The 15,404-nt window shown below is 48.4% G+C and carries 11 protein-coding genes; 9 read left to right on the top strand and 2 right to left on the bottom strand.

All coding sequences use genetic code 11. From position 1 onward, the window contains the following. The first annotated feature begins 10 nt into the window (after positions 1-10). The 5 genes from EDC56_RS10915 to EDC56_RS10895 all read left to right on the top strand — a co-directional run bounded on the left by EDC56_RS10915 (position 11) and on the right by EDC56_RS10895 (position 10,325). A complete protein-coding gene (locus EDC56_RS10915) occupies positions 11-2,932 on the top strand; it encodes a LamG-like jellyroll fold domain-containing protein (protein ID WP_123712537.1) in 2,922 nt (973 codons plus the stop codon). Positions 2,933-3,107: 175 nt separating this feature from the next. Next, entirely contained in the window at positions 3,108-5,324 is a 2,217-nt protein-coding gene (locus EDC56_RS10910; protein ID WP_148059384.1) for a hypothetical protein, read from the top strand. A 98-nt stretch (positions 5,325-5,422) separates the two neighbouring features. Further along, complete coding sequence (locus EDC56_RS10905; RefSeq protein WP_123712535.1) at positions 5,423-7,354, top strand: hypothetical protein; 1,932 nt, start codon at positions 5,423-5,425, stop codon at positions 7,352-7,354. A gap of 100 nt (positions 7,355-7,454) precedes the next feature. Next, positions 7,455-8,186, top strand: a complete 732-nt coding sequence (locus tag EDC56_RS10900) for a glucose 1-dehydrogenase (protein ID WP_123712534.1) — start codon at positions 7,455-7,457, stop codon at positions 8,184-8,186. 765 nt (positions 8,187-8,951) lie between these two features. Continuing rightward, positions 8,952-10,325: an MFS transporter gene (locus EDC56_RS10895; protein ID WP_211333651.1), complete on the top strand. Its 1,374-nt coding sequence runs from the start codon at positions 8,952-8,954 to the stop codon at positions 10,323-10,325. 82 nt (positions 10,326-10,407) lie between these two features. Here EDC56_RS10895 and EDC56_RS10890 read toward each other — a convergent pair whose 3' ends face one another. Further along, on the bottom strand, positions 10,408-11,313 hold the full coding sequence (locus EDC56_RS10890; protein ID WP_123712532.1) for a LysR family transcriptional regulator: 906 nt from the start codon (positions 11,311-11,313) through the stop codon (positions 10,408-10,410). A gap of 14 nt (positions 11,314-11,327) precedes the next feature. Between EDC56_RS10890 and EDC56_RS10885 the strand changes: the two genes are divergently transcribed. The 4 genes from EDC56_RS10885 (at position 11,328) to EDC56_RS10870 (ending at position 14,125) form a co-directional block, all read left to right on the top strand. Beyond that, positions 11,328-11,597: a hypothetical protein gene (locus tag EDC56_RS10885; RefSeq protein WP_123712531.1), complete on the top strand. Its 270-nt coding sequence runs from the start codon at positions 11,328-11,330 to the stop codon at positions 11,595-11,597. A 63-nt stretch (positions 11,598-11,660) separates the two neighbouring features. Next, positions 11,661-12,836, top strand: coding sequence for an MFS transporter (locus tag EDC56_RS10880; RefSeq protein WP_123712530.1), 1,176 nt, complete (start codon positions 11,661-11,663; stop codon positions 12,834-12,836). Beyond that, positions 12,836-13,297 carry a chorismate--pyruvate lyase family protein gene (locus tag EDC56_RS10875; RefSeq protein ID WP_123712529.1) on the top strand — a complete coding sequence of 154 codons (462 nt, stop codon included), beginning with the start codon at positions 12,836-12,838 and terminating at the stop codon, positions 13,295-13,297. Before EDC56_RS10880 ends, EDC56_RS10875 begins: the two co-directional genes overlap by 1 nt. Positions 13,298-13,450: 153 nt before the next feature. Next, positions 13,451-14,125: a hypothetical protein gene (locus EDC56_RS10870; RefSeq protein WP_123712528.1), complete on the top strand. Its 675-nt coding sequence runs from the start codon at positions 13,451-13,453 to the stop codon at positions 14,123-14,125. Between the two features lie 74 nt (positions 14,126-14,199). On the opposite strand, the gene EDC56_RS10865 is transcribed toward EDC56_RS10870, so the two are convergent. Continuing rightward, positions 14,200-15,390: a multidrug effflux MFS transporter gene (locus EDC56_RS10865; protein ID WP_123712894.1), complete on the bottom strand. Its 1,191-nt coding sequence runs from the start codon at positions 15,388-15,390 to the stop codon at positions 14,200-14,202. Positions 15,391-15,404 lie beyond the last annotated feature (14 nt).

The raw sequence follows: 15,404 nt of genomic DNA, 5'->3' as shown, positions 1-15,404 counted from the left end.
AGGTGAAGCAATGAGCAGCGTAAATGATGTTGAGATCTACCCGCTTAATTCAAGTGACCAATTGACAGGCTTGAGCGTCGTAGCTGATGAGCGATTTAAGCAATGTGCAGAGTTAATAGGTGGTGGTTCAGAGTTATCGTTAGCTGATGTAACTCATGCGGCATCGGCAGAGCGCTCCACAACCATGAGCGAGCAAGGGTTCACGGCAAGCGTATGGGTTAAGCGGACAGAGGTCGGTAGTGCTTTTAGTTTTCTGGGTGAGGAAGGTTTCTCATGTGACGGATATGGCCGACTCTCGCTTCTCTGGGAAAAGCAGCAGGCGATGCTTGATGTTGGGCGGTGGCATCATATTCTGCTGAGGAAAAGTGCTAGTAGTGCTGAGCTATACCTTGATGGTAAGAAGGTCGGCTCACTTTATATACCTGATAATTGGCGATTTAATAGAGTTTATGAGCAGGGCAGCATTGTTGTAATGTATGACTTGATAAACCCCTTCTATGAATCAGCACTTTGGACGGGCATGGTGACTATTGGGGATGATGTGAAGCCGCGTGTTTTTAAGGCGACACGCTGGGCTAGAGGAGACATACCGAGAGGCGAGGGCGCCAAGGAGGGGGAGTTAAATCCGTGGGTTGAAATCGATGAACCCTCGGGAAGTTGGTTGAAATTGAATGAGCAATCCAACGACTTCACTTATCGTGTTTCGCAGGGAAAAATTCGTTTAGCTCAGCAGCATATGTACCCTTGTTTATTGAACGATCAGCAGGCCTACCAAGATTACTATAGTAATTTACCGCCGGTGTTGATGACGTCAAAAGATGCCAGTCCACTAGATGTTAATATCGTTACGACGAATAAGGGCGTTGTTTCAACGTTGCAAAGTAAGGTCTACAATAAGCTCTATATAGAGGCCGATCATACGCAGCAACATGGTATTGTTTTTGAAAATAAAAATAGCATTGATATCGTATTTTACCCCTTTGCTTTTGATGAAACAGTAGAGCCGGAAAATTTAGTTGCTGGCCCGGATAACTACCATTTACAGCTGCGATTTCGTTACGGCACCTTTGTTATGTCTAATGATATACCTGAGATTGTTATTGATAATGAGAATATGGACAACTGGCATGTATCATCGTTAGAGCCATGCCCTGAGGATGGCGGTTGGGCGTTCTATTTTTTGTCGAAGCAGGAGACAGTGTTAGCGGCAAGTGAGACGCTATCGTTTACCTTAAGGTATGAGTCTGCAGATAGCGCACTCGGTGCCCGCAGTACTAAGATGGCCTTCTTCTATAAGGGGATGAAGTTTGATGGTGGCGGTGAAATAAAAGGCGATAGGCTTAAGCAGGTCGATATCCTTAACTTATCGAGTAACAATCCTTATATTGAGAATATAAATAGAAGTGTAATAGATGCGAACAAAAAGGTTGATCTGATTGAATCTAGATTGCTGGAAGATATCGGGAAAATCTCTGTGGCAGATGAAACTCTGAAAAAAAACTACGATAAATTGTGTAAGCAAAATACGAGGTACACTATTGAAGCAGATCCTAACGATAGTAATATAGGAAATATTTTGGCTATGCTTTTTGAATTTACCTCTGAGTTGGATAAGGAAGTTGATACTCGAGCGAAAGTATTTAATGCTGAAATAGATGCTGCTGAGAAGAAGCAACCTTTAGGGGTTTACTATGATGCCCCGAGAGGATTGGTATGCAGTGGAAATTCCTCAATTGTTATTACACTATTGAATAAAACGGCTGGTGACTTAACTTTTAATACTGATGAGAAGTATGACGATAAAAAATATAATGCAGTAGTTATTAAGATACACCTACCTTATGGCCATGGTGATAAGCATTCTCTGGCGAACTCTAGCGGCCTTCCTTCAGCTAAGCAGGCTAAAGTAACGAATGTTGATAATCTTTACTATGATTTTGAGTACACGGGGAAATCTGAATTAGCTATAACTTTTGAGTGGAAGGTTACTAAGCCCTTTACGCTGCCAAAAGGTGGCTCTATCCAGCTTTCAATCGACGACATTCCTATAAACGATCAACCTGGTCACTGCCCGTTAAGAATTGAGATAATGAATCTAAGCGGTTACGCGGACTCTTCGCTGACTATGCCAGTATTAAAGACGACTAATGATTTAGCGCTATTGGCAGGGAATGGCAAAGTATGCATTGGCTCAGGTGCCGGCGAAAAAAGCAGTGACCTAGAGGTCAGCGGAGACCTGCAGGTCAGTGGTGCCCTGTCTTCGAGTGGCGGCATACTCAACTTGACCAGTAAGTTGGCAGCGGAGCAAGATGTCGAAATTAACGGCAGATTATCTGCGGCAGATGGCACACTTAACCTGATCAGTAACCTGAAAACAGACAATAACGTCGAAATTAATGGCGATTTATTTTCGTCAAATGGTCAGCTTAACATCAAGAAAAGCCTTGTTGTTGAGGAGCGTATTCACGATGAGTATGGTCAGGTTCTCGGTGTCCCTATTGGTGCCGTCATCATGTGGCACGGTTATGAGAGTGACATCCCGACAGGCTTTAGGTTTTGCAATGGCGAGCATGGCACGCCTGACCTTAGAGGTCGTTTTATCGTTGGCGCGGAAAATGATTACAGTGCAGCTGATGATTATTCGTTAGATAGTGAAGGGGGGAGGGAGGCGATCGAGCTTAAGACGAGTGAAATGCCAAAGCATACACACGGTGTTAACGATCCAGGTCATCATCATCTGACATACAAACCATACGAAGTCTGGAACTCGGATACGCACAGCTGTGATACCGGTGGTGATGGTAGGTCAGATGGGCATAATCATGTGAATCATAATGTTACTGGTATTAGTATCGTTGAGGAGGGGGGGAGCGAAGCCCATGAAAATCGACCGCCCTTCTACGCCTTGTATTACATAAAACGGGTAAGTTAAAGCATCATCGAATGCTGTAAATTAGCCTTGCAGCACGTGTCGGTCGTTGCAAGGCTATCTTGAAAGTTGAGTTAATAACACACCTATTTGATTCGGTCGCTTAACTTTGCTGTCTTTAGGCGGCAGGGGTAAGTCATCTCTGAAATCTATATGAGGGCGTGGGCGAGGGGGTTGTATGGCTGATAATGATTTTTTAATGAGGTTACTGAGTATTGTGCCAGAAGCCTGGGATGATATTTTACATGATGCGCGCGGACTGGAGGCGAAGCTGTCGGTGGTCGACGTGCTTGTTGGAGAAAAAGCACTGGTTTTAAAGGATTTTCTGAACAATTATTTTCCAGATGAGGAGTTGATGCGCAGTGTTGTTGCCATTATTGATAGGTTTAAGTCACTCGCTTTATACAGAGATTACAGTCGTGTTGAAATTGATGTGGCGGCATTAGAGTCTATTGATTTTTCGACAGAAGACGCTGCTTATATTGACGCTTTGTTTGATGCCTTGAGAGAAGTTATCGAAGCCGTTGGCTTAAAAGATGTAGGTCAACTGCAAGAAAATATTAAGCAAGCGCTCGATTTTAGTGGGCTTAACTTCGACGACGCCGAGGCGATCAAGAGTAGTAAGGCGCTTAAGATTGCCCAGCTCAGTCATTGTGTTGATGAGCTGTTGGTTGAACTCTTGGCTGCTCGCTTTGGCGGCGCTACGCGTGATGCCTATCAGCGCGCAGTCAAGTCGCTACAAGAGGTCAGCGATGTGGCGATCGATGTGGCGATGGCGGAGGGTCAGGAGGACGAAGACGAAGATGAAAAAAATAGCACGCTTGATAAGATCGAGAGGAGTGTCAGTCAGCTTGAAGGCACCGATAATGAGCGGCTGCAATCATTGGCATCAGAGGCAAAGAAAGCGACGGAGTGCTACCGTAGTATTGAGCGAACAGTGAAGGCGGACAGTGAAAAATACAGCTTTAAGGAAGAGTCTGTTTCGCCAGAATCACTAAAAGACTTGGTGAGCAGCTGGGTATTGATGCTGGCCAATACAGCGTCTAACATGCTGACTGGGGCAGCAGCAGAGCTTGTCGCTCAATTGCCGGCTGCCGTTGATGCGATACTGTTAAAGCTACCCGATGATGTTATCGAGGGGCTTTTACTTCTGGTTGATTTTCGGGATGTCGATAGTGTCGAGTCACTTTTTGACCAGCTTTATCACTCGCGAGATGAGGTTAATAGCTATCTTATGGCGATGTCTTGTCCGGAAATTTTCCGGCATTACACCGTTGAAACCCTCGGCAAGTTAGATACCGAGGGTGTTGATTTAAGCTCATATGTGCTGCTATTAAAGTTCTTCTTGCAGCGTTTCTCAACTGAGATAGAACGTTTTTTGCCCGATTCGGTCAATTGTTATTTGGGTGAGGAGGGGGCGATTGGTTTTGTTGAAAAAATAGAAGCAGTGCTTAGCTACCTTAAACAGCTTCCAGTCAATTATAAGATGCTGGATGAGTTTGATATTGAGGCTATGTTTAGAGCGGCAGATATTAGGGATGATGGAGAGCTCGTGGTAATGAAAGGGCCTAACGATGCTCAAAAAGCAAGCACACAGCAAACGAATAACAATCATAATGAAGCTGTTAATAACAATGCCAATAATAAAGAAGATGCCAATAATAAAGAAAATAAAAATAATAAAGAAGATACCGATGGCGCTAAAAAGGATGCTTTGTCTGATATTCATGGTGATAATCGTGGGCTTAATGAGCGTGGTACTGATGGCGATACTGGTCACGATACTGTTGATACTGCTCTCAGTGATTTTAACGCGCAAGCAGAAGATATGCAGCAACAGATTGCAGGGGCGATCGAATCCTCAAACACCACGAAACAGTGGTTGAATTTTGCCATCACCATGTTAGATCAAGCGGGCTATTTTGATAATATTATTGAAGATGAAGAGGTTGCAGAGATTGTGGTCGATCTATTAAAAGGCGACCCCTGGCGTTATTGGAAAGATAAATATGGTGACGAATTTCAAGCAAGTTATACGCAGTTTGGTCAGCAGTTGCAACAGGACAACCCCTTTGCCAACCTCCCTGCTAAGCTATCTATCGCCACTTTGATTAATTATCTCGAGAGCTTTGTCGGCAAGGCGCTAATATCGCTTGTTACGTTACTGCAGCGCTCGATTGACCTAGCCTCAGACGTACTGAAAAATCTGATTAAACTGCTGAGGCATTGCAGGTTTCCCGATGTCGTTATTACAAGCTGGCCTTGTAATGTCTTGTTCTCCGACAACAACGTTAATCTCTTGTGCTTGTTGTTTGCACTGCCGAGCAAGGTTGTTGATCAATTGCTGATGCTATTGCTTGATGTATTGGCGGCACAGCCGGCACCGCCAAGCTAATTATGCTGCCCCTCTTCTACTGTAGGGCAGAAAATTCGCCACCCTCCGCGCTCATTAATTGAGTGCGTTTCCTCTAAAGATAAGAAAGGAGTTATACCATGGATTTAGAAAAAGAGCTCGGTAACGCCTTAGCGTGCTCCAGTGAGAGCTGGAACCGGAAAATGCGCCGTAATAGTGTCGAGCATTCATGCGATGTAGTGAGTGGCATATTGGCCTCTACTTCTAACGCATTGAATACAGCGCTTGAGATTGTGGCGACGGAGCAGGAGCACAACAAGGCTCTATTGGCGGAAGATTTACAGGACAAAAAGAGGTGCTGGGAATATTATGGCCTGCTCATAGAGCATAAGCGTTATATAAAAAAGAGTCGTGCCGTCGTTAGTGAAAGTGGTGGTGCTAGTAAGCCAGAGGAGTATTATTATATAAACCTCGGAGGCCTTAAAGAGATTGAGGATGTAAATACGTTGGATAAATTGGCAATGTGCGATGACGGGATTGATGGCGCGATAAGCGTTCTTGGTTCCGATAAACAATCGTCACCGATTGTCATTAACTCTGGAGGAACGTATACCAAAGAAGAATTCGTAACGTTTGTTGAGGGTCAACAAGATCTAGCGTTGGAACAATATTATCTCTGTAGCAAAACAATTGGGGCGCTCAAGGATACGTTTGATTACCTCTATAAAAACATCCTTCATGAAAAATATTTGTTTAGCATTTTTGGTGGAAAAGATGACGGGCTCAATGAAAAAAAATCGACTCTTCAGCAGTCAAGGCGAGTATTGTCACACATCAGCAGCGCCTCCAAGCTGGTCGAGCATAGTGTGAATACTTTGATTAAACTGAGAATGAAAAAGTATGCCCTCTACGCGGAGGATATTGCACCGAATCCGCTCTACGCCACCTATTTGACGAATCTAGCAATAGGACGTAACTTATTAGATAAAGATAATGAAAATAAAGACGTTAAAATAGAATCAGTCAATATCCATAACGTCGATAACGAGAAGAAAAAGAGTTCCTTGACGAGTGCTGTTGAAGGCTATAGTGATAAGCAAGGTGGTGGCTGGTTCAAATACTACCGTCTGCAGCCGAGGTCGGTACACTATAAAAACCTACTTAAGATAGATCAGTGCCCGACCAGCTCGGCAATTAAGAGTGCAATAGATCTTGTTGATCTTGATATCAAAGGATTGCAAGTTAAGCTTAATGATCTAGCGTGTTATGGGCTGATAGAGAAGTACGGCAATGACTGTGATACGCTGCTCAAGCATCGTAAGCAATGCCTTGAAACCCTACAAGCAATACAAAACCTAAGCAAAGATAATGTTGTACAACTGTCCGCAACAAAGAAAAAAATTATGACGGCTATAGATCAGTCGGAACTTGAAAATGATGGTTTGAAAGCATTGTATGACGATTATATTGCTAATAAAACTGATCAGACTGCTAGTCTGTTTATATCGCCTCTGATCGTTTACATTAACTCTAAAAATGATGATCGTAATATTCGTCGGAAATATGCTGAGGCTATTAATCTATGGGATCGTGCTATAGATCCTATCGTTGAAGCCAATTTTAATAATGCATTAAAATCCTATGAAGGTCTGAAAGATTCTGTAGGTCAAATGGGCTTGAATGGAAATCAGAATAATGAATTTAAGAACCTATGTGATGCTCTCAAACCTCACTATTCGGAGGCTAGAAATATGAACAGGGAAAGTGGAATGCTGCAGTCTTCGAATGCCGATGCCATTTGTGATAATATCAATGCTGCTATAGACGAATATGAAAGGAGTTACCTACAAGAAGATAATGACGGTCGCGGTGCTAAGATTAACGGTGCTAATCGTGTCGCTATTATAAAGCGGTTAACTACTTTAAAAGATGGTGTGTCAAGCTGGAAGAGCGCTATTGAACTGTTTGCTGCAGCTAGGATGAAGAATAATAGTGTTAAGTATAAAGACTTGATGGAACAAGCGCTGAAACAATGGACATCACGATTTAGGTTATCTTTAAAAAGTAAGTGACAAGATAAACTGTTAGCTTATCTCTCCCTTATCAAGCGGTATAGTGCGGTTGACGAAAATTTGTTAATCTAGCTGGACGGCAAGTAAAGGAGAGAGATCAGTGAATAAAGTTGTCATTGTTACCGGTGGTGGCCGTGGTATCGGCGCTGCCACATCGATATTATTGGCTGAGCAGGGCTACGCCGTGTGTGTTAATTACCGTCAGCGCCGCCAGGAGGCGGAGGCAGTGGTCTCTGCCATTCAGTCTAAAGGTGGCCGAGCATGCTGCTTTGCCGCCGACGTTACTGATGAACAGCAGGTGGTTGCGCTGTTTGATCATGCTGAGCAACAGCTGGGCAAGATAACCCACCTGGTCAATAATGCCGGCATTCTTTTTACCCAGTCCACGCTCGCTGATCTCACCCTCGAACGCTTTAATAAGGTACTCACGACGAATGTGTCGAGCTGCTTCTTGTGCAGTAGAGAAGCTATCAGGCGCATGGACGACGGTGGCGCTATTGTCAACGTATCATCGGCGGCATCGCGCACCGGTTCGCCGAATGAGTACGTCGACTATGCGGCCTCTAAGGGGGCAATGGATTCGCTGACCAAGGGCTTATCGCTGGAGCTGGCGGCAAGAAATATTCGTGTCAACGCGGTTCGTCCGGGCTTTATTGCTACCGAGATGCATGCGGATGGCGGGGAGGCCGGCCGTGTCGAGCGCTTAGCCCCGTTGATCCCACTGCAGCGTGGCGGCACTGCTCGAGAGGTGGCATCGGCCATCGCCTGGCTGTTGTCTGATGAGGCCTCATACGTAACCGGCTCGTTTATCGATATTGCCGGCGGTAAGTGATTGCACTGCTGACTGAATGACGGTGAGCCTGCGCTGATGGTAGGTTCGCTGTCTCTTCTTTTCTTCCTTAATTATCCTGCGATATTTATTCTAAATATACTGGCTTTTTAACATGGTTGTGAGCCCTGTCGTAGAAGTAATTCAGTGATTTTATTCTTGTTGCTGTCATTGTAGTGATCGGCATAGTTAAAAAATAATAATATTTCGTCGAAGGAAAGCGCCTGATTGGGCGGGTTTTATCAGCGGGTTATGCTGAGAGGCGACGATATGATCAAGCTTGGCGTTGACAGTTTAAATGCTTTGTTAAGTAAGCAATTGTTACAGGAAGATAACGTGCAATTGCAATAACTGTAAAGTACTAATGTAGCAGAGGGCATGGAGTTGATAGGGAGGTTAAGAAATGTTGAAAGCACATTTTATCTGATGCAAAGTGAGCCGACGGGAAATACACTGGTTGTCACTCACGTTGTACCTTCCAGGACCTAGATCCGCAGTCGATACCAGGGCCATTACGGTGGTAAAAAGTATCTGTTATCAAGGATAGTACATGCTTTTATTTTATTCGCAATCATGTGGTTCCCGATTCTTTTATCGCGACAAAGCTGCTCGATCGACTTGTGGTCTTACTACTCAAAGAACGGAAAAACGCTGTTGAGCTGCCTCCGAGGTGACATATATGAAACAGAAGGCTGGCTAGCTAATGACAGCGTGATGTTGTCGATCATGATAAAAATATGAAGCTGTTGCTTCATGGAGGCAGTTCCTATGCAATCGAAATTAAGGAAAAATTTAGCGCTGTTGGCATCCTGCCTGGCTTTTATTATTGTCATACTGGATGTGAGTGTGGTGAATGTTGCGCTAGAGAAACTGCACAGTGACTTTCAGGGTACGCTATCTACCCTTGAGTGGGTCGTTAATGGTTATACGTTAACTTTCGCCGCCTTTCTGCTGACCTCAGGGGCGCTGAGTGATCGTTATGGCCCCAAGCGCATTTTCATTTTGGGCTTTATCTTGTTCGCCGTTGCCTCGCTGTTCTGTGGCCTGGCCAACGACCTGCCCACTCTGGTTGTTTTTCGCTTCTTACAAGGCATTGGCGCGGCGTTGGTGGTGCCCACATCGCTGGCTATTATCAATCACACTTTTACCGACAAGGATGAGAGAACCAAAGCAATTAGCTTATGGGCCGCCGCCGGCGGTATGGCGTTAGCGTTGGGACCAGTGTTCGGTGGTTTACTGATATCGCTGATTAACTGGCGAGCTATTTTCTTCGTTAATATGCCGATCGCTATCGTCGGTGTTGCTCTAGCCTACTTTTATACCGTAAATACACTTCCGAGTAAAAAGCGCGTGATCGATGTGGCCGGTCTAGTGCTCAATGCATTAACCCTTGGTGGTTTTACCATTGTTATTATTCAGGCGAATGAGTCGGGCTGGTTGTCGCCGGAAGTACTCGCGGGTCTTGTCATCGGCATCGTTAGTTTGATTTTATTTATCATCGTTGAGAAACGTCATAGTGATCCGATGCTGCCACTGGGGTTGTTTTCTAATAGTCATTTTACATCTTCAGCCTTGATCGGCGTGTTGGTTAACTTCTCTTTTTATGGTTTGATATTTCTCTTTAGTCTGTTCTTTCAATATGCGTGGAATTATAGTGCGCTGGAGACCGGCTTAGCGTTCTTGCCGATGACGGGGGCGATCATGATCGCCAACTTAATGTCGGCAAAAATGATTGTTAATCTGGGTTATCGCTCGGTGTTGTTCATCGGTGGAATTATTGCTACCGGTGGTTACCTGTGCATTATTCCCTTCATGGGTAGTGGCAACTTCAGCTATATTTTGTTGCAGTTCGTAGCGGCGGGCATCGGCATCGGTTTGATGGTGCCCGCGATGACCAACGCGATGATTAATTCTGTTGACTCCGACTATATCGGTGTTGCATCGGGGGTGCTCAACGCTTCAAGGCAAGTCGGCGGTCTACTCGGAGTGGCCACCATGGGGCTAATTGTTGGCGGTGTCTCATCCGACCACTTTGTCAGCGGCTTGAGCTCGGCGTTAGCACTGGCCTCGTTATCATTGGTTATAGCTTTAATTCTCAGTACATTAGGTTTACGAGCCGTGACCGCCTCTACCTGTGAATAACCCCCGTAACGCTGCCCTAGTGAGTAGTGTCATAGCTTTTTCTTTTTCTTTTCCCTCGCCGTGGTCGTAGCGTGCTGCCGAGCTACTTCTGCAGGTATTGTTGGGTAATCTCTTCCATGAAGGTTAGCATGGCGCGCAGCCGTGGTGACAGTGCGGCCTTACTGGCGTAGACGGCGTAGATATCCACATCGGGGCTGACCACGAGCTGTGGCGCTATCTGGGTAAGCTGCCCTGTCGCCACGAGCGGCTGGCAGTAGATGTCCGGGAGCAGCCCGACGCCGGCCCCCATGGCGACGGCGTCGCGCACCATCAACACGTCTTCTAACTGGTTGGCCTGTGGGAATGTCACGGGGCGCTCTTCACCTTCAGCCGTCTGTAGGCGGAAGCTGGATGGGTAGTTTTGCTGGTCGTGATAAAACTGCACGTGTTGCTGCAGCTCTGGCCAGTCGCCGTGCGCCAGTTGCGGGTGAGCGGCTAAATAGTCTGTTGAACACATCCAGCAGAGCTGTATATGGGCGAGGCGCTTGGCATAGAAGCCTGAGGGGGCCAGTGGCCCCAGCTGGATTGCCAGATCGAGTTTATCCTCAAACAGTTTAGGGGTCTGTGCCATCACGCTGAGGCGCAGACGTATATCGGGGTAGCGTGCGCTGAAATCGGCTAGGCGGGGCGCCATCACCTCGCGGGAGAAGGCCAGTGTCACCGCAAGATGCAACTCACCGCTGAGCGCCTGCTGCCCCAGCTCTGCGCCAACGGCGTCGATACTCGCCAGTAGCGGCTGTAACTGTTGGTAGAGCTGCTGGCCGTCAGTAGTGAGCCGAAGGTGGCGACTGTTGCGCTCGAGCAAGCGGCGCCCCAGGCGGTCTTCGAGCCGTGTCATGGCGCGGCTGACGCTGGATTTCTGCATGTTCAGCCGGAGTGCAGCCTGAGAGATGCTCTGCTGCTCGGCGACGGCGACAAACAGTGGAAGGTCGTTGAGATTCCAATCCATAACGGCGCTCTATTGTGGAGGATGAACACTATGTTAAGCCATTGTCTGGCACTCGGCCAGCGGCAGCGCTGTGGCAACTGAGCGGCCCTATATTCGCAGCTCGAATACGTTTGCTGCAACGCAGCGTTGTGATTTTACAACTACTGCGCAGCTGGCAAAGCTCGCACAATAGCGGCTATAGGCTTAGCAGGAGAGTAAAGATTGAAAAATACCTTGTCGTTGAGAACGTTGCCGTTGAGAACGTTGCCGTTGAGCGCATTGCCGTTGAATACATTGCTGCATGAATACATTGCTGCCATAACCCCGTGCCGGGCTGTTGTTACTGCTGAACAGAGGGGGAGGCGGTCATGAGCAGTGCTAAGGTTAGCGGCTTAACGCGTCTCTGTCTGCTGTTGGGCAGCAGCCTGTTGGTGATGGCCAACGCCGCCATCGGGCCATCGTTGGCCGAGTTGAATCGGGTTTTTCACGATCCCTTTGCCGTCTCGCTATTGATGACGCTGCCCGCACTCGCGGTGGTTATCTGTGCGCCGTTTGTCGGGCGGCTGATGCAGTTGCTGGGGGAGAGGGCGACGCTGCTGTTGGGCTTGCTGATCTATGGCTTGGCGGGCAGTAGCGGGCTGTGGTGCGACTCTCTGAACGTGCTGCTGGCCTTCCGTCTGCTCTTCGGTGTCGGTATCGCCCTCTGTATGACGGTGATTAATCACTTAATTGGTGACTATTTCGAGGGGCGTGCGCGCACGCACTTTCTCTCCCTGCAGGGCGTGGCGGTGAACCTGGGGGGCATTATCTTCGTCACCATCGGTGGTGCGTTGGCGGCGCAGCACTGGCGCCTGCCATTTGCGATCTATCTGCTGGCACTGTTGGTGTTGCTGTTGTCGTTCAAGGGTATCAGCAACCCTCGTCAGCTGTCGCTAACGACTCAGTCGCGTCTTCGCTTGCGTGATATTAGGCGCATGCTGCCGTTTTATTTTCTGTCGCTGTTGGGCATGTTGCTCTATTACATTATTCTCATTGAGCTGCCGTTTACGCTGCATGCTCGGTTGGCCTTTGATAGCGCGCACACTGGCATGTTAATGGGGGTGATGAGCGTGTTATCGGCGCTGGTGGCCTACCTCTTTCGACATGGTTTGGCGAAGTTTGGTGATCGTTGTTTGATGGTGGTGTGCTTTACCTGCTTTGCTATTGCACTGCTGTTCTTGTTTCTAACTTCTTTGTTGTGGGGCGTCTATGTGACGATTGCCTTTGCCGGCGTCGCCTTCGGGCTGTTATTGCCGACGCTCAGCCATCTGGTGATCTCCTCCTGTAGCGCGGCACAGCGTGCGCGTATGGTCAGCGGCTTCGTGATGGCTTACTTCCTGGGGCAGGCGCTGAGTGCGGTGGTGCTGAAGCTACAGTCTAGCTTGCCTACGGGCTGGTTGTTCATGGGCTTGGCATTGCTGGCCGTCGTTGTCGCCGCGGTGTTGTGGCTGCAGGGTTTCGGTAAGGCGACGATGATTACCGCGCAGCCGTTGGAGCAATACTGATGCAACTGCAGCGAGTGGGGGATGTCGCCCCCGTGACCATGCAGCAAGCGGGCTCGCTGACGCAGTTGTTAAGGGCGCGCTGTGACGACATCATTATTCGTCCGCTGGCTGAGGGGCAGCGGCCAGGCCAGCGTTATTTTCGTGAGAGCTTGTTGCTGAGTGACGATCGAGTGCTGATCTGGGCTTACTCCCGCCTGCGCTCGCAGCAGCGGCAGACGATCGATCGCTTCTGCCATCTGCGTGGGGGCTCGCTGGGAGAAAAGCTGCTGTTTGTCGAGCCGTCGATACAGCGCAGTCCACTGCAGTTTTATACTGTCGATCAACTGCCGGAGCAGTACGCTGAGTTGGCCGCCGGTCGGCCGTTGTACGGGCGCTATTCGCGTTTTTGTTGGCCACAGCAGTCACTGAGTTTATTTGAAGTTTTCTTCCCAGAGGCGCACCGTGTGCTGGCGTGCCGATAACATGAATGGAATTTGCTCTGGCAGATAGCGAGTAAGGGGGGATTGCAGGCGGGAGAACTTTGATCTGTCTGTAAGAGGGGGCGATACACGGTCATGGTAACTAGAGTTTTCTGATATAGAACGATACGTTGGTTATTTCCTCGGGGTGTGTAAATGAAAATTTCAACGTTGAGTAAAGTCATTTTATTGGTGGCGATGTTGGCGGGCTGCAGCACTGCTGATAGTCGGGTGGCTGGTGATAGCGTTGCCAGTGCTGCACATGACGTGACGGTTAGCAACGTCCGCGAATCAGTCGATAGCGGGATGCAGCAGAAGGCTCCTGCGCCAGTTATCGATCTCTCTTCGTGGAGTCGCTACGAGCAGTCCGTTGTCGATATCAGCGCGAGATTGTCGGAAGATGAAAAGCTTGAATTTGAGCAATCCCTGGAGGGCGCGATTTGGAAAATTGCGCTTACTGAGGAAGACTTTGACTGGGAGGATAAGGTTTCCTTTCTCAGTAATAAGACGGTAAAGGAGCAGTTGGCGGGGAAGACTGGCCTGCAGATAATCGAGCAGGCTAAGACCCCCGGGGAGGCAAGAGTAATTGATCTTTCATCGCTGTCTAACTACAAGGCTTCTGTGTTGAAGATGCGCTATGAGCTGCCTGAGAATAAGGGGAAAGAGTTTTTCGCGGCGATGGATGTTGTGCTGAGAAACTTAGAATCCTCAGGTGCCATCGATGGCCTCAGCAGCCCAGAGCAATTCTTGGTGAACGAAGAGGTTAGGAAGGCGCTGGCGGGGAAGACTGCCGAGCAAATAATCGATCGCGCGAAACAGCTACAGAAGTAACATCGTGTCGGCTGATCGTGTGCAGGGGCGTATGATGGTTGAGCGGTATCTCCACTCAACCATCGTGCGACGGGTTACCAACGGCTGCCGTTAACGAGTTTTGCTTTTTCTCGTCGACGCCATTGTAGGGTGAGGCTTAGTGTCGCCATCATCACGAACACGCAGGCCATGGCGAGCTCGGTGTTGGCGATATGACTCACCAGCAGCGTGAGTAAAAACATCCCGCCCATCTGTAGCGAACCGTAGATTGCACCGGTCTGTCCCTTGTGTTGAGGAAACAGGTAGAGCGCACTGACGGCGGCCATGCTGGTGGTGAGACCGGCACCGAAGCAATAGACGGCGACACTGGTTAGCATCAGGGCAAAGCTGCCGATGCCCAGGTTACCGACCAAGCCGAGGCTACCGATGGCCATGATGATGCTTGCCGCCAGTAACAGCTGTCTTTCGCTGAAGCGCTGCTTTAGCAGGTTGTTAAACACCAACCGTGCACTGATGGTGCTGCCGATCAGCACCAGCGAGGTGAAACCAAAGCTGTGCGCGGCAATGGCGTAATCTTGCTGGGCGATAAAGGCGCCCATCAGATAGAAGACGATAATGCCGCCGTTTGAGACGATCATCAGCAACAGGTAGCGCAAGAAGGCACCGTTGGAAGCGATCATCCAATAGTCTTGTGCAATGTTCTTCAGCTTGACGGCGTGCACATTTTTCTGCTGATTTGTTTCGCGTAGAAACAGCAAGACCACCAGGAAGATTGTCGTCGCCAAGCCGAGCATAAACCAGAAGTTTGCCTGCCAGCCGAAATGACTCTGTAGTACACCACCAATCGTTGGTGTTAGGCCGGGTAGGGTTAAAAAGAGAATGCCAAACCACGACATGATGCCGATGAGCTGCTCCTTCGTCAGCGAATCTTGCAGCAGTGTGCGGCACAGTAGATAGAGCGCGCCGACGCCGACACCTTGCACCAAACGTCCCAGAATAAGCACGTTAATATCTTGGCTGCTGGTGCAGATTAGCGAGCCCAGGGCGAACAGTAGGCTGCCAAAGATAGCGATGGGGCGACGGCCGTAGCGCTCTGACAATGGGCCACAGCACAGCTGGCTGATGGCGACAAAGATGAAGAAGATGCTGACGGTTTGCTGCACGGTGCCGCCGGAAACATGTAGTGCGCTGGCCATGTGTGGCAGGCTGGGGGCGTACATGTCTGAGGCGAAGAAATAGCTGCTTGCCATCAATAGGCTGATTGCCACGAGTTGAAATAAAGGCATGATAAACCCTCCCT

It is taken from the genome of Sinobacterium caligoides (assembly GCF_003752585.1).
In the GTDB taxonomy this organism is placed as follows: domain Bacteria; phylum Pseudomonadota; class Gammaproteobacteria; order Pseudomonadales; family Sinobacteriaceae; genus Sinobacterium; species Sinobacterium caligoides.
The sequence above is the reverse complement of the archived record's forward strand: the minus strand, read 5'-3'. Positions and strand labels throughout refer to the sequence as shown.

Coding starts and splice junctions, on each gene's coding strand:
- EDC56_RS10915 (WP_123712537.1), top strand. CDS start 11: ATGAGCAGCGTAAATGATGTTGAGATCTACCCGCTTAATTCAAGTGAC.
- EDC56_RS10910 (WP_148059384.1), top strand. CDS start 3,108: ATGGCTGATAATGATTTTTTAATGAGGTTACTGAGTATTGTGCCAGAA.
- EDC56_RS10905 (WP_123712535.1), top strand. CDS start 5,423: ATGGATTTAGAAAAAGAGCTCGGTAACGCCTTAGCGTGCTCCAGTGAG.
- EDC56_RS10895 (WP_211333651.1), top strand. CDS start 8,952: ATGCAATCGAAATTAAGGAAAAATTTAGCGCTGTTGGCATCCTGCCTG.
- EDC56_RS10890 (WP_123712532.1), bottom strand. CDS start 11,313: ATGGATTGGAATCTCAACGACCTTCCACTGTTTGTCGCCGTCGCCGAG.
- EDC56_RS10880 (WP_123712530.1), top strand. CDS start 11,661: ATGAGCAGTGCTAAGGTTAGCGGCTTAACGCGTCTCTGTCTGCTGTTG.
- EDC56_RS10875 (WP_123712529.1), top strand. CDS start 12,836: ATGCAACTGCAGCGAGTGGGGGATGTCGCCCCCGTGACCATGCAGCAA.
- EDC56_RS10870 (WP_123712528.1), top strand. CDS start 13,451: ATGAAAATTTCAACGTTGAGTAAAGTCATTTTATTGGTGGCGATGTTG.
- EDC56_RS10865 (WP_123712894.1), bottom strand. CDS start 15,390: ATGCCTTTATTTCAACTCGTGGCAATCAGCCTATTGATGGCAAGCAGC.